Below are 14246 nucleotides of genomic sequence, written 5' to 3' on the forward strand. Positions count from 1 at the left end.
GCTTTTTTTATGCACTACTCTTCATAGTAATTATAAATTCCCGCCGGCATTACCAGCGACGACGCCACTTCGTACGCCTTCTCGCGCCCGACCAGCAGGTCAATAATCTTTAAGCCAAAATCAATCGCGGTGCCTGGCCCCTGGCTGGTCAGCAGGTTGACGCGCGGGTCCCAGACGACGCGTTTATCCACCCAGTGCTCTTCCGGGATCGTATCCTTCAGCCCCGGGAAGCCTGTCATATTGCCGATGGGGAAGATATCGTGCGGAACCAGAACCGTTCCGGCGGCGGCACAGATAGCCGCGACGATACGGCCGGATACGTGAAACTGACGCACGGTCTCAACCAGCAGCGGGCTGTCGCGAAAACATTCCGCGCCTTTTAAGCCGCCGGGCAGCACGATGATGTCGTAATCGCCGTCAGCCACCTGAACAAGGGGGGCATCCGCGAGGAGCTTCACCCCGCGTGAGCAGGTGACGGCCAGGCTGCCGTCGCTGGCGACGCTGGCGGTGGTGACCTTAATGCCGCCGCGCACCATCAAATCAATGGTGGTGACCGCTTCCATCTCTTCGCTACCAGGGGCGAGGCAGATCAGGGCTGACGCGCTCATATTCACTCTCCTTACGTTTAACCAGGTCATACAGACGGGCGTTTTCCGGCACGGCGATGCCGTGTGCGCGGGCGCGTTTTAGCAGATAGCCGGTGATGTAGTCGATCTCCGTGTGGCGTAATGCCCGAACGTCCTGCAACATCGAGGAGATGTTTTCTGCGGTACTCTCAATGACCTGCTCGACATAGCAGCGCAAATCGTCCGCTGAGGTATGCAGGCCTTCCCGCTCAACGACCGCTGCGACTTCCGCACACAGCGTCGCAACGTCCTGCGGATGATTTTTCAGCTCCCCGTTCGGGCAGTTCCATAGCGCCGTCAGCGGATTGATCACGCAGTTTACCGCCAGCTTCCGCCACAGCTGAGGGCGGATGTTGTTGTGCCAGGCCACGTCCGGCAACACCTTTTGAAGCACATCGGCCAGATAGCTGTAGTCGCCATCCTGTGTTCTGGCGGGGCCGATATGCGTCACGCCGCTGGCGACATGCACGATGATGTTGCCATCGCGGCGGGCAGCGTGCGTGGTTGTCGCCATCAGCAGGGGCTGCGGGACGCTTTTTAGCTCATCAAGGGTCCCCATGCCGTTATGCAGCAGCAGTATGGGCGAAGTGGGGGGGAGCTGCGCGGCCAGCGTCTTTACCGCGTCTGAGACCTGCCACGCTTTGAGCGTCACCAGTAAAAGGTCGCTTTGCGCCAGGAAATCCGGATCGTTCGCGGTGAGGGATTCGTTAAAGATGCTTCCGTCTTCGCCAATCAGGTTTACACTGCAATAGGGCTGGGGCACGCGCAGCCAGCCCTGAACCTCATGTCCGTGCTTGCACAGCGCGGTCAGCCACAGCTGACCAAGCGCTCCGCATCCGAGCACCGTAATTTTCATTGTTCCTCCTCACCTGCAACTGCGCCAGGTGTTACAGCTTAATTATACAGCTAAGCTTCTGTTGAGTTATGCCTCGTAGCGGGTATTATGCAACGCAACAAAAGTGAAGGGAGAAGAAAAGATGCCATCTTTCGATATTGTTTCCGAAGTTGATATCCAGGAAGTTCGCAACGGCGTTGAGAACGCAACCCGCGAAGTTGAGTCACGTTTCGATTTTCGTGGCGTTGAGGCGTCGTTTGAGCTGAACGACGCAAATAAGACCATTAAGGTGCTGAGCGAGTCTGATTTCCAGGTGAATCAGCTGCTCGACATTCTGCGCGCCAAGCTGTTAAAGCGCGGTATCGAAGGGACGTCTCTGGACGTGCCGGAAGAGTTTGTACACAGCGGTAAAAACTGGTTTGTTGAAGCCAAACTGAAGCAGGGCATCGAGAGCGCGGTGCAGAAGAAGATCGTTAAGCTCATTAAAGACAGCAAGCTGAAGGTGCAGGCGCAGATCCAGGGCGAAGAAATTCGTGTGACCGGTAAGTCCCGCGATGACCTCCAGTCCGTAATGGCGCTGGTGCGCGGCGGCGATCTGGGGCAACCGTTCCAGTTTAAAAACTTCCGCGATTAATATAAAAAGCCCGGTTTAACCGGGCTTTTTTTACGCTTTGAGCGCCTGCTCGACCTCGAAGCGGTTGGTCATTTTACTGTCTATTTTGACGTAAGCGCTGCGTTCTTCAGGAACAATAAGCACCTCGGTCACACCCTCTTTGGCTTCCAGACGCTGTTTCAGCGCATCGCTAATCTCCACATCATCCGGGATTTCTACCCGCAGGCTGCTCACGTAGCGCGGCTCTTTCATGGTGCTGGCGACCAGCAGCCATACCGTCGCCAACAGCGCGCCGGCGAGAAACACGGTTTGTGAATCAAACAGACCATCCACCCAGCCGCCGAGCGAGCCGCCGATCGCCACGCCGAGAAACTGGCTGGTGGAGTAGATGCCCATCGCGGTGCCTTTATACCCGGCGGGGGACTCTTTGCTGATCAGCGAGGGCAGCAGCGCTTCCATCAGGTTAAAGGCCAGGAAGAACAGCTGTACGCCGGCAATCAGTTCCCAGAAGTGCGGGCCGGCGCCCCAGAGCACAATTTCGGCAATCAGCAGGACCGCCACGCAGCCCACGAAGACGCGCTTCATTTTGCGCTTCACTTCGGCGTAGATAATGAACGGCACCACGGAGACAAACGAAATCAGCATCGTGACCAGATAGATTTTCCAGTGCTCAGCCGCCGGAAAACCCGCCGCGGCAAGCTGGCCCGGCAGGGCAACGAATGTGGACATCAGCAGAATGTGCAGACACATGATGCCGAAGTTCAGCTTCAGCAGGCGCGGCTCGACAATCACTTTGCTGAAGCAGCCTTTTACCATCCCCGATTCACGGTTCAGAACGTGGTTCTTGCTGTCCGGCACGACCCACAGGGTTAAGGCAATACCGATGGTTGCCAGCACGGCAATCATCCAGAACAGGGCGTGCAGACCCAGCGTGTGCGTAATGATGGGGCCCAGCACCATCGCAATCGCAAAGGTCACGCCAAAGCTGACGCCGATAAAGGCCATTGCCTTGGTGCGGTTCTGCTCGCGGGTTAAGTCGGACAGCAGCGCCATCACCGCGGCGGCAATCGCGCCGGAGCCCTGCAGAGCGCGACCGAGAATAATCCCCCAAATGGAGTGGGAGAGGGCGGCAATGACGCTTCCGAGCACAAAGACCAGCAGCCCGCCGACGATCAGTGGTTTACGACCAACGCGGTCTGAGAGCAGACCAAAGGGGATCTGAAATACCGCCTGCGCCAGTCCGTAGATGCCAATGGCCAGACCAATCAGCGCTTCGCTGGCCCCCTGCAGCGCCATGCCGTACGTGGTCAGAACAGGCAGGACCATAAACATGCCAAGCATCCGTAGCGAGAAAACAGTCCCTAAACCCCAGGTCGCGCGTAGCTCGCCTGGCGTCATTTTATAATCGTTCATTGCCACCTCAGTTCAAAAGCAGGCACTAGTTTAGGCGGGGTGTTAATTGCGGTAAATAGGTGTTTGTTTAAGAGATATTACCATCGTGCAAAACCGCGTCGGGTGGCGGCGATGCCTTACCCGACCTACCGATCCCGTAGGCCCGTGCAAGCGTAGCGCCGCCGGGCAAAAAAAAAGCCAGGTGATTAACCTGGCTTTTTCAATTCAGCACACTTACCAGACGTAAGTCAGCAGGTTGTGTGAATCTGGCACCATGAAGTCCACGGACATCATCACGGACAGCGAGGTGATGGCCACAATCGAGAACACAAACAGTTTGCGCGCCCAGACTTTGTCATCTTCCACTTTGTAACCGCGCAGCGCCATACCGAGCCACCAGACGCTCACCGCAGCGGCTACCGCCAGATATTTGTATCCAGCGTAACCGCCCAGAGAGAGCATCAGCGTTGCCACGGCAAAGGCGATGATGTACAGCGTGATGTGGTTCTTGGCAACCGAAATGCCCTTCACGACCGGCAGAACCGGAATGTTCGCTGCCTGATAATCCTTAAAGCGGAAAATCGCGATGGCATAGGAGTGCGGCATCTGCCACAGGCTAAAGATAGCCAGCAGGATCAGCGCACCGCTGTCGAACTCGTTCGTGACCGCGCAGTAGCCAATCACCGGCGGCGCAGCGCCGGAGAGAGAACCAATCAGCGTGCCGTAGACGGAGTGGCGTTTCATATACAGGCTGTAGACGCCCACATAGACCACGAACCCCATCACCCCCAGCCAGCAGGCCAGCGGGTTAGCACCAAACCACAGCAGCATAAAGCCAGCAATACCCAGCAAGGTGGCGTACACCAGCGAGACGGAAGGGGCGATCAGGCCTTTCACCAGCACCCGATTTTTGGTCCTTTCCATCTTCTTGTCGATATCCATGTCGATGTAGTTGTTAAATACACAACCGGACGCAACAACCAGTGACACACCGACCAGCGTGTAGATAAAGAGGGTGTAATCAATGCTGCCCTTAGAGGCCAGCAGGAACCCTCCGATCACGGAGATCAGGTTGCCAAAGATGATGCCTGGTTTCGTTACTTGCAGGTATTGCTTAAACATACTCGCCGCTCTTAGTGAACCATCATGTTGTAGTTGAGGTTCCACATAATCCAGATGGAACCGACTACCAGGATAGCGATGATAATCACGGTAAAGATAAAGGCGGTCATATTCCAGCCTTCATCGGACTTGGTGTTCATGTGCAGGAAGCAAACCAGATGCACCAGAATCTGAATCACCGCGGTCACCAGGATTGCACCCAGAATAACCGGTTTAGACGCAGAACCGCTCATCACCATCCAGAACGGGATCACCGTCAGGATGATCGACAGGATGAAACCTGTCATGTAGGTTTTTACGCTACCGTGGGAAGCGCCATGATCGTTTGAATGACTCATTACATCGCCCCCATCAGATATACAACAGAGAACACACAGATCCACACCACGTCCAGGAAGTGCCAGAACAGGCTCAGGCACATGATACGGGTACGGTTAGTGCTGGTCAGGCCGCGACGGGATACCTGGAACATCAGTACCGCCATCCAGATCAGACCAGAGGTGACGTGCAGACCGTGGGTACCGACCAGCGCGAAGAACGCGGACAGGAAGCCACTGCGATCCGGACCGAAACCTTCCAGAATCAGGTGATGGAATTCATAGATTTCCATCCCGATAAATCCAGCACCAAACAGCCAGGTCAACGCCAGCCAGGAAACAACCTGGCTCTTGTTGTTTTTGTACATGGCGATAGCCGCCATGCCGTAGGTGATGGAGCTGAATAACAGCAGTGCGGTTTCAACCAGAACGAACGGCAGTTCAAAGATGTCCTTGCCAGCCGGGCCGCCCGCCGTGCCGTTCACCAGAACGGCATAGGTCGCGAACAGACAGCAGAACAGAATGCAGTCGCTCATCAGGTAGATCCAGAAACCGAAGACTTTGGTCGGTCCTGTATCGTGGTGCGCATGCTCATGCGCGTGGGCAGTTGAGTGCGCCAGAGTATCAGTTGCCATTTTTCAGCCCCGCTTTAGAAATCTCGTCGAAATGCTGATTTTCCAGCTTCTCAACTTCACGGACTGGTACGTAGTAGTCCACGTCCTCGTCAAAGCTCTTCACAATCCAGCTGATCACGATGCCGGCGAAGCCAACAATCGCCATCCACCAGATGTGCCAGATCATTGCGAAACCAAATACCGTTGCGAAGGCGGCAATGACAATGCCCGCACCGCTGTTTTTCGGCATGTGGATTTCTTCGTAATGAGCTGGTTGCTTGTACGCTTCACCTTTCTCTTTCATTTCCCAGAATGCGTCGCGTTCATGAACCTGCGGCACGATGGCAAAGTTATAGAAAGGAGGTGGAGAAGAGGTTGCCCACTCCAGCGTACGGCCACCCCATGGGTCACCAGTCAGGTCACGGTTCTGGTCGCGGTCGCGAATAGACACGTAGAACTGAATCAGCTGAGACGCGATACCACAGGCAATCAGCACGGCGCCGCCCGCTGCAACCATCAGCATTGGGTGGAACTGCGGATCGATCTGCTGGCTCAGACGACGGGTCATACCCATGAAGCCCAGCACGTACAGCGGCATAAATGCCACGAAGAAGCCGATGATCCAGAACCAGAACGCGCGTTTACCCCATTTCTCGTTCAGCGTGAAGCCGAACGCTTTTGGCCACCAGTAGGTTACGCCAGCGAAGCAGCCGAAGACCACGCCACCGATGATAACGTTATGGAAGTGCGCAATCAGGAACAGACTGTTGTGCAGAACGAAGTCAGCACCCGGTACCGCCAGCAGTACGCCGGTCATCCCACCTACGGAGAAGGTCACGATGAAGCCGATGGTCCACAGCATTGCTGAGTGGAACACGATACGGCCCTGATACATGGTGAACAGCCAGTTGAAGATCTTCACCCCGGTAGGGATTGCGATAATCATGGTGGTAATACCGAAGAAGGCGTTTACGTTCGCGCCCGCACCCATGGTGAAGAAGTGGTGCAGCCAAACGATGAACGACAGAACGGTAATACACACGGTTGCCCACACCAGAGAGGTGTAACCAAACAGACGTTTACGCGAGAAGGTTGCCGCGATTTCGGAGAACACACCGAAGACAGGCAGAACCAGAATGTACACTTCCGGGTGACCCCAGGCCCAAATCAGGTTGATGTACATCATCATGTTGCCACCCATATCATTCGTGAAGAAATGGGTGCCCAGATAGCGGTCCAGGGTCAGCAGCGCGATGGTGACGGTCAGAATTGGGAAGGAGGCAATAATCAGGATGTTGGCGCACAGAGATGCCCAGGTAAATACCGGCATCTTGAACATGGTCATGCCAGGGGCACGCATCTTGATAATGGTCACGAAGAAGTTGATACCGGTCAGGGTAGTACCGACACCGGAGAGCTGAAGCGCCCAAATCCAGTAGTCGACGCCAACGCCCGGACTGTACTCAATTCCTGACAGCGGCGGGTAAGCCAGCCAGCCGGTCTGCGCGAATTCGCCCACACCCAGTGACAGGTTAACCAGGATAACGCCGACAACCGTGAACCAGAAGCTCAGGTTGTTCAGGAACGGGAACGCCACGTCGCGCGCGCCGATTTGCAGCGGAACGACAACGTTCATCAGACCGATAACCAGCGGCATCGCCACGAAGAAGATCATGATAACGCCGTGGGCGGTAAAGATCTGATCGTAGTGGTGCGGCGGCAGGAAGCCGGCTTCACCCGCAGAAGCGAGCGCCTGCTGGCTACGCATCATGATCGCATCCGCAAAGCCACGAATTAACATGACGATACCGACGATGCAGTACATGATACCGAGTTTTTTGTGGTCAACCGAAGTCAGCCACTCGTTCCACAGGTAGCTCCACTTACCGAAGTAAGTGATCAGGGCCAGTAAGGCCGCGCCACCAATGATAATTGCAGCCACCGTAACCACGATAATCGGTTCATGGTAGGGCACTGCATCCAGTGTCAATTTTCCGAACATTTTCTTCCTCGGCCCCTTAGTGAGCGGTTTCCGCGTGGCTCATGTCCATGCCTTCCATACCTTCGTGCGCGCTGTGCTCGCCTTCAGGCTGGGTCATGTCCATGCTCTTGCCGTGATCCATAAATTTGCCAATAACGTCTTTGAACAAATCTGGTTTCACATTAGAGAAGTACTCCACCTTGTTGTATTCGCTTGGTGCAGCCACTTTTTCGAACGCCGCCATGTCAGACATGGTGTTTGGAGACTGCTTCGCTTTTTCAACCCACTGGTCGAAAGCGGCACGGTCTGGCGTCGCAATAGCTTTGAACTTCATACCTGAGAAGCCCGGGCCGCTATAGCTGGCGGAGATACCATCATAGGTGCCTGCTTCATTCGCGATCAGGTGCAGGTTGGTCTGCATTCCGGCCATCGCGTAAATCTGGCTACCCAGACGTGGGATGAAGAAGGAGTTCATTACGGAGTTGGAGGTCACTTTGAACTGAACCGGAGTGTTCGCCGGGAAGGCGATTTCATTCACGGTAGCAATACCCTGCTCTGGATAGATGAAGAACCATTTCCAGTCCATGGAGACCACTTCAATGGTAATAGGTTTCTCATCGTGAACCAGCGGTTTGCTTGGCTCAAGTGCGTGAGTGGTTTTCCAGGTCAGTACGGCAAGGAACAGGATGATCAGAATAGGTACCGTCCAGACCACAGCTTCCACTTTATTGGAGTGTGACCAGTTAGGGCTATACTTCGCATCTTTATTGCTCGCACGATACTTCCAGGCGAAACCAACAGCCATCAAAATGGCAGGAATAACCACAATCAACATCAGGCCAAAAGCCGTCAATATCAGTGAACGTTGTTCCAGTCCAATCTGTCCTTTGGGGTCTAGTAGTGCAGAATCGCAGCCACTGAGTAATACAGTGCCCGCGAATAATGACAACCATCCCAAACTTTTATTGTATTTCCCGAGTCTCATTTAACGACCTCAATTCCACGGAGTCTGGTGGCGTTTAAAGTGTGCGGGCATTTTACGGGAAGGTTACATTACTGTAAACATCATTAGGCCTGTGTCAGGAAGGTGTTACCGGGTTCTGCCGCACGTGTCACAAGTGTTGCAAATTATGTCGGTTTTTATGACCGAAGCCGCATGGCGCGGGCTTTATAACGAAAGGACCCCCAAGCATACCCTAAAAGGGGCAATTGGTATAACCATTGTTAAAAATAAACAAAAAATTAACAATTAATTATCAATAAAAAGACATCTAAAAAACGAAAAATCAAACTCTCGTATGCTGAATCGTTTAATGAAAAATAGCGTTTTGGAATGGGAGCCAATAATTTCCAAATCCTATCCCGCACAAAACAACAAATATTTTTTTAGCGGGTGGTGGCTATTTCGCCGTTATAATTTCGCTTGGTGATTACAACGGGAAATAACCTTTCGCATTTTTCTTCAGGTCATCTGCGTTTTACGCAACGCCATGAAATCGAGCAGACCCCCTGTCAGGATCCCGGCGATAGCCAGCAGGGCTCCGACGTCCAGCAGCAGGGCTTCTATGGGAAGTGCGAGTGACGTGCTGGCATTAAGAATAAGCACCACAAGCCAGAGTGCCAGAGCAGCGCAGCCCACCATTAACAGACGTAACGCAAAACGGTAGGCGCGGTGATATTCGGTTCGCGGCATAAAGTGTTCGGTCCGCTGGGTATATTCCAGCGTCTGACGGCAGACCAGCAGCAATAAAATTCCCGGCACGGCAGCCACGACTGAAAAGAGATAAAATGTTGGCCAGCCGTGGGCTTCCACGAACCAGCCGGCAATTGGGCCCACGTACACGCGGCCAACGGCGGAGAGCGCCGAGAGCAGCGCGAACTGGGTAGCAGAAAATGATTTGTTGCACAGGGTCATCAGCAGAGCGACAAACGCCGCGGTGCCCATACCGCCGCAGAGGTTTTCGAAGAACACCGCCGCGGCCATGCTGATCGTATGTTTGTCGGTAATCGACAGCAGCCAGTAGCCTGCGTTAGAGGCGCCCTGAAGGATGCCGAAAATCAGCAGCGCGCGAAACAGCGTCAGACGCTGCATCAGCACGCCGCCATACAGTGCGCCGACGATGGTCGCAAACAGCCCCAGCGTTTTATTCACCACGCCCACTTCACCGGCGTCAAAACCGACACCCCGGATCAGGAAGGTGGTGGTCAGGCTCATGGCAAAGGCATCGCCCAGCTTATAAAGGACGATGAGCAACAGGATCAGCCAGGCGTTGTTGCGGCCAAAAAAGTCGCGTAGCGGTTCGGCGACCGCCTGCTCCAGCGAGCGGGGAACCGGGATGACATCACTCGGTTCGGGCGCGAACAGCGTCGCGATAATGCAGGGGATCAGCAGGGCGGCCATCAGCCAGTACATGCCCTGCCAGCCGAGGTAACGGTCGGCGAGCCACAGCGCCAGCCCGCCGGAAACCAGCATCCCGAGGCGGTAGCCCAGCACGCTGATTGCCGCACCGGCGCCACGCTCTTCCGCAGGTAACACATCCGTCTTCCAGGCGTCGAATACGATATCCTGAGAGGCGGAGCAGAAGGCTATCACCACCGCAAGCGCGGCCATCCAGCGTAGCTGCGTGGCGGGCTCAAGAAAACCCATCGCCGCAATGGCCAGTAGCAGCAGGATCTGCGTCATCACTAACCAGCCGCGCCGACGCCCGAGGAAAGGCGGCGTATAGCGATCCATGACCGGAGACCACAGGAACTTAAAGACATAGGCCTGGCCCACAAGCGAGAAGAAACCGATGGTTTTAAGATCGATGTTCTCAACCGTCATCCACGCCTGAAGCGTGCCGGAAGTGAGTGCGAGGGGTAAACCCGAGGCGAAGCCGAGGATCAGCAGAATCGCTGATTTCGGTTGCTGGAAAATGCGTAAGTAATGGCTGGACATGTTTTTATAAAACTGACCCGGTGATACACCGGGTCAGAGAGCGGGATTAACGCGCGTTCTGTTTGATGAAGTCGTGAATGCTGGTGTCCTGCGCCATGTCGGAAATGGTATCCGTCAGCACGCTGTTAACCGCATCAGCAATATTTTTATTCGATGCCTGGAACGCACCCTCAACAGAGTAGCTGGCGCGGTAGTTTTTGGTCATCTTGTTGCCATTCTTCGCGGTGGCAATGATGGCGATATCCGCTTTAGTCGCGATGTTGTAGCGCACGTTGCCCTGAGACACGTCAGCGTACAGGTTGTTCACGATGATCTGCAGATCGACCGCGCCGCTTGGGCCAATCATGTAGCCGCGAGCGGTCATCTGTTTCTCCAGCACTTCCTGGAGCAGGAAGCGCAGGTCGCGGGACGCGGTGAGGGTAACCTGCTGGTTATCGCGGGTCACTTTTGCCAGCGCCTGGTCCTGACGCTGATCGGCACCGTTAATGCTCACAGTAACGCCCATCAGGCTTGGGTCCTGCTGAGGCAGGGTGATTTTTGGTGAGACATCAATAGTGGTTGGCGGGGTAGCGCAGCCTGCCAGCATAAATAGGGCTACCAACGGAAAGAAGAGTTTTTTTAACATTTTCGGGTTCTCAACGAATCGTAAGCATATAAAGAGAAAAATTGTCGCCATCATAACATCGCCAACGGCGAGGGGAAGTGGTCAACGCATGTAAATTCATCGCCTTGTCCGAAAACTGACCAATTCACCGTTTTTCCCAATCCGTGTATGACAAAACGCATGAGTCTCACAGTGAACTTCATTCGTTTGAATGAGAAAATCAGACGAAAGCTAAATATTTGTTGTCAAGGTGTAATGGAAACGGTAAAAGCGGCTAACATTTAAAGGGATGGGTGACATCCTGGCGTTGTCGGAGGAGTAATTTCATGATGATACGTGAGCATATAGAAGATAAATTAAGGGCAGCGTTCAACCCTGTGTTCCTCGAAGTCGTCGACGAAAGCTATCGTCATAACGTACCGGCAGGTTCTGAAAGCCACTTTAAAGTGGTTCTGGTTAGCGATCGCTTCACGGGAGAACGTTTCCTGAATCGACACCGCTTGATCTACAGCACCTTGACGGAAGAACTCTCCACGACCGTGCATGCGCTGGCACTGCATACCTACACCATTAAGGAATGGGAAGGCTTGCAGGATACGGTTTTCGCATCGCCGCCCTGTCGCGGTGCAGGCACTATCGCCTGATAAATCGGATTTGCAACGGCTGGAGCTTTTCCAGTATGTTGCTTACAGATTTCCTCAAAACGGCCTCCGGGCCGTTTTGTTTTGTCTGAGTTTTGAGCGGATGGTGCGATTTTAAGGCTAAAAATAGCCTTAAAGTGTGAAAAAAGCCGCAGCAACATGCCCCAACCGTTCTCGACTCACCTAAGTGATGCCGCTATAATGCCGCGTCTTATTGAATGTCTTCGGGATGATTCTGGCGACAGGGAATGTGAATCTGCACTAAGAGAGCATCCCGGTATAACAGACAGATTCAGAGTTGACCGAGCACTGTGATTTTTTTGAGGTAACAAGATGCAAGTTTCAGTTGAAACCACTCAAGGCCTTGGCCGCCGTGTAACGATTACTATCGCTGCTGACAGCATCGAAACTGCTGTGAAAAGCGAGCTGGTCAACGTAGCAAAAAAAGTACGTATTGACGGCTTCCGCAAGGGCAAAGTACCAATGAATGTTGTTGCTCAGCGTTATGGCGCTTCCGTGCGTCAGGATGTGCTGGGTGAACTGATGAGCCGTAACTTTATTGATGCGATCATCAAAGAAAAAATCAATCCGGCCGGCGCGCCAAACTACGTCCCAGGCGAATACAAACTGGGCGAAGACTTCACCTACTCCGTAGAGTTCGAAGTGTACCCGGAAGTTGAGCTGAAAGGTCTGGAATCTATCGAAGTTGAAAAACCCGTTGTTTCCGTGACTGACGAAGACGTTGACGGCATGCTGGATACCCTGCGCAAGCAGCAGGCGAACTGGAAAGAGAAAGAAGGCGCTGTTGACGCTGAAGACCGTGTCACCATCGACTTCACTGGTTCTGTTGACGGCGAAGAGTTCGAAGGCGGTAAAGCGTCTGACTTCGTACTGGCAATGGGCCAGGGTCGTATGATCCCAGGCTTCGAAGACGGTATCAAAGGCCACAAGGCTGGCGAAGAGTTCACCATCGACGTGACCTTCCCTGAAGAATACCACGCTGAAAACCTGAAAGGGAAAGCAGCGAAGTTCGCTATCAACCTGAAGAAAGTTGAAGAGCGCGAACTGCCAGAACTGACTGAAGAATTCATCAAGCGTTTCGGCGTGGAAGATGGTTCCGTAGCGGGTCTGCGTACCGAAGTGCGTAAGAACATGGAACGCGAACTGAACGGTGCGGTGCGTAACCGTGTGAAATCTCAGGCGATCGAAGGTCTGGTGAAAGCCAACGAAATCGACGTTCCAGCTGCCCTGATCGACAGCGAAATCGACGTTCTGCGCCGTCAGGCTGCACAGCGTTTCGGTGGCAACCAGCAGCAAGCGATGGAACTGCCGCGCGAGCTGTTCGAAGAGCAAGCTAAGCGCCGCGTTGTTGTTGGCCTGCTGCTGGGCGAAGTGATTCGTACCCACGAGCTGAAAGCTGACGAAGAGCGTGTGAAAGGCCTGATCGAAGAGATGGCTTCTGCATACGAAGATCCATCAGAAGTGATCGAGTTCTACGGTAAGAACAAAGAGCTGATGGACAACATGCGCAACGTTGCCCTGGAAGAGCAGGCTGTTGAAGCGGTACTGGCGAAAGCGAAAGTGACCGAAAAAGCGACCTCTTTCAACGAACTGATGAACCAGCAGGCGTAATTTCGCCCCAAAGGTTTAAAGTTTGAACAGAAAACCCGTTGCCTTGCGGCAGCGGGTTTTTTTTATCGCAGCGATAGCCCAGGAAGAGTGCTAAAACGCCCTTTCGGTGTTAGCGTAACAACAAAAGGTTGTTATGCTTGAAATAGGGCACTGTGAACCCCATAAGTACGTAATCATGATGAATGAGACTGGCTGATAATCCGTCCGTAAGGTTACAATCAGTACAGCAGGTGTTTTCAATTTTGATCCAGGAGACGGAAATGTCATACAGTGGCGAACGAGATAACTTTGCACCCCATATGGCTCTGGTGCCAATGGTTATTGAACAGACCTCACGTGGTGAGCGTTCTTTTGATATCTATTCCCGTCTGCTCAAGGAACGCGTTATCTTTCTGACCGGCCAGGTGGAAGACCACATGGCTAACCTGATCGTGGCGCAGATGCTGTTTCTGGAAGCGGAAAACCCGGAAAAAGACATTTACCTGTACATTAACTCCCCGGGTGGCGTGATTACAGCAGGTATGTCCATTTATGACACCATGCAATTCATCAAGCCTGATGTAAGCACTATCTGTATGGGTCAGGCTGCATCGATGGGCGCATTCCTGTTAACAGCAGGGGCGAAAGGTAAGCGTTTCTGCTTGCCAAATTCCCGCGTGATGATTCACCAGCCGCTGGGCGGTTACCAGGGGCAGGCGACGGATATCGAAATCCACGCCCGCGAAATTCTGAAAGTAAAAGCGCGCATGAATGAACTTATGGCGCAGCATACGGGTCAACCACTCGAGCAGATCGAGCGCGATACCGAGCGCGATCGCTTCCTCTCTGCTCCAGAGGCAGTTGAGTACGGCTTAGTCGACTCCGTGTTGACCCATCGTAATTGATGCCCGTGACGCGAGTGTGCCGCTATACTAAGGTAGGGCGGCACGCT

At 53.8% G+C, this 14246-nt stretch carries 14 protein-coding genes; 4 read left to right on the plus strand and 10 right to left on the minus strand.

The genetic code is table 11. The features are described from left to right. Positions 1-14 precede the first annotated feature (14 nt). Together yajL and panE are read right to left on the minus strand one after the other, a co-directional pair. Positions 15-608: a protein deglycase YajL gene (gene yajL, locus L370_RS10285; RefSeq protein ID WP_023334699.1), complete on the minus strand. Its 594-nt coding sequence runs from the start codon at positions 606-608 to the stop codon at positions 15-17. Next, positions 571-1482 carry a 2-dehydropantoate 2-reductase gene (panE, locus tag L370_RS10280; protein WP_023334700.1) on the minus strand — a complete coding sequence of 304 codons (912 nt, stop codon included), beginning with the start codon at positions 1480-1482 and terminating at the stop codon, positions 571-573. The genes yajL and panE overlap by 38 nt, the downstream gene beginning before the upstream one ends. A gap of 121 nt (positions 1483-1603) precedes the next feature. On the opposite strand from panE, the gene L370_RS10275 reads away from it, so the two are divergent. Continuing rightward, positions 1604-2095 carry a YajQ family cyclic di-GMP-binding protein gene (locus tag L370_RS10275; protein ID WP_023334701.1) on the plus strand — a complete coding sequence of 164 codons (492 nt, stop codon included), beginning with the start codon at positions 1604-1606 and terminating at the stop codon, positions 2093-2095. Between the two features lie 30 nt (positions 2096-2125). On the opposite strand, the gene L370_RS10270 is transcribed toward L370_RS10275, so the two are convergent. The 8 genes from L370_RS10270 to L370_RS10235 form a co-directional block, all read right to left on the minus strand. Further along, positions 2126-3487 (minus strand): MFS transporter, encoded by a 1362-nt coding sequence (locus L370_RS10270; protein ID WP_023334702.1) that lies wholly within the window; start codon positions 3485-3487, stop codon positions 2126-2128. A gap of 213 nt (positions 3488-3700) precedes the next feature. After that, the gene (gene cyoE, locus L370_RS10265; RefSeq protein WP_013095848.1) at positions 3701-4588 is read right to left on the minus strand and encodes a heme o synthase; all 888 of its coding nucleotides are present in this window, start codon (positions 4586-4588) and stop codon (positions 3701-3703) included. A gap of 11 nt (positions 4589-4599) precedes the next feature. Further along, positions 4600-4926 (minus strand): cytochrome o ubiquinol oxidase subunit IV, encoded by a 327-nt coding sequence (locus L370_RS10260; protein ID WP_006176899.1) that lies wholly within the window; start codon positions 4924-4926, stop codon positions 4600-4602. Beyond that, positions 4926-5540 carry a cytochrome o ubiquinol oxidase subunit III gene (locus tag L370_RS10255; RefSeq protein ID WP_023334703.1) on the minus strand — a complete coding sequence of 205 codons (615 nt, stop codon included), beginning with the start codon at positions 5538-5540 and terminating at the stop codon, positions 4926-4928. Before L370_RS10255 ends, L370_RS10260 begins: the two co-directional genes overlap by 1 nt. Then, entirely contained in the window at positions 5530-7521 is a 1992-nt protein-coding gene (cyoB, locus tag L370_RS10250) for a cytochrome o ubiquinol oxidase subunit I (protein WP_014168864.1), read from the minus strand. The genes L370_RS10255 and cyoB overlap by 11 nt, the downstream gene beginning before the upstream one ends. A gap of 16 nt (positions 7522-7537) precedes the next feature. Further along, positions 7538-8485: a cytochrome o ubiquinol oxidase subunit II gene (cyoA, locus tag L370_RS10245; protein WP_014882770.1), complete on the minus strand. Its 948-nt coding sequence runs from the start codon at positions 8483-8485 to the stop codon at positions 7538-7540. A gap of 477 nt (positions 8486-8962) precedes the next feature. Then, on the minus strand, positions 8963-10438 hold the full coding sequence (gene ampG, locus L370_RS10240; RefSeq protein ID WP_023334704.1) for a muropeptide MFS transporter AmpG: 1476 nt from the start codon (positions 10436-10438) through the stop codon (positions 8963-8965). A gap of 46 nt (positions 10439-10484) precedes the next feature. Then, the gene (locus L370_RS10235; protein WP_014882772.1) at positions 10485-11063 is read right to left on the minus strand and encodes a lipoprotein; all 579 of its coding nucleotides are present in this window, start codon (positions 11061-11063) and stop codon (positions 10485-10487) included. Positions 11064-11368: 305 nt separating this feature from the next. On the opposite strand from L370_RS10235, the gene bolA reads away from it, so the two are divergent. The 3 genes from bolA (at position 11369) to clpP (ending at position 14199) form a co-directional block, all read left to right on the plus strand. Next, a complete protein-coding gene (gene bolA / locus L370_RS10230) occupies positions 11369-11686 on the plus strand; it encodes a transcriptional regulator BolA (RefSeq protein ID WP_021241655.1) in 318 nt (105 codons plus the stop codon). Positions 11687-12016: 330 nt separating this feature from the next. After that, positions 12017-13315 carry a trigger factor gene (gene tig / locus L370_RS10225; RefSeq protein WP_023310569.1) on the plus strand — a complete coding sequence of 433 codons (1299 nt, stop codon included), beginning with the start codon at positions 12017-12019 and terminating at the stop codon, positions 13313-13315. 260 nt (positions 13316-13575) lie between these two features. Further along, positions 13576-14199: an ATP-dependent Clp endopeptidase proteolytic subunit ClpP gene (gene clpP / locus L370_RS10220; protein ID WP_010428105.1), complete on the plus strand. Its 624-nt coding sequence runs from the start codon at positions 13576-13578 to the stop codon at positions 14197-14199. Positions 14200-14246 lie beyond the last annotated feature (47 nt).

Origin of the sequence: Enterobacter sp. MGH 24, from assembly GCF_000493015.1 — a bacterium.
In the GTDB taxonomy this organism is placed as follows: Bacteria; Pseudomonadota; Gammaproteobacteria; order Enterobacterales; family Enterobacteriaceae; genus Enterobacter.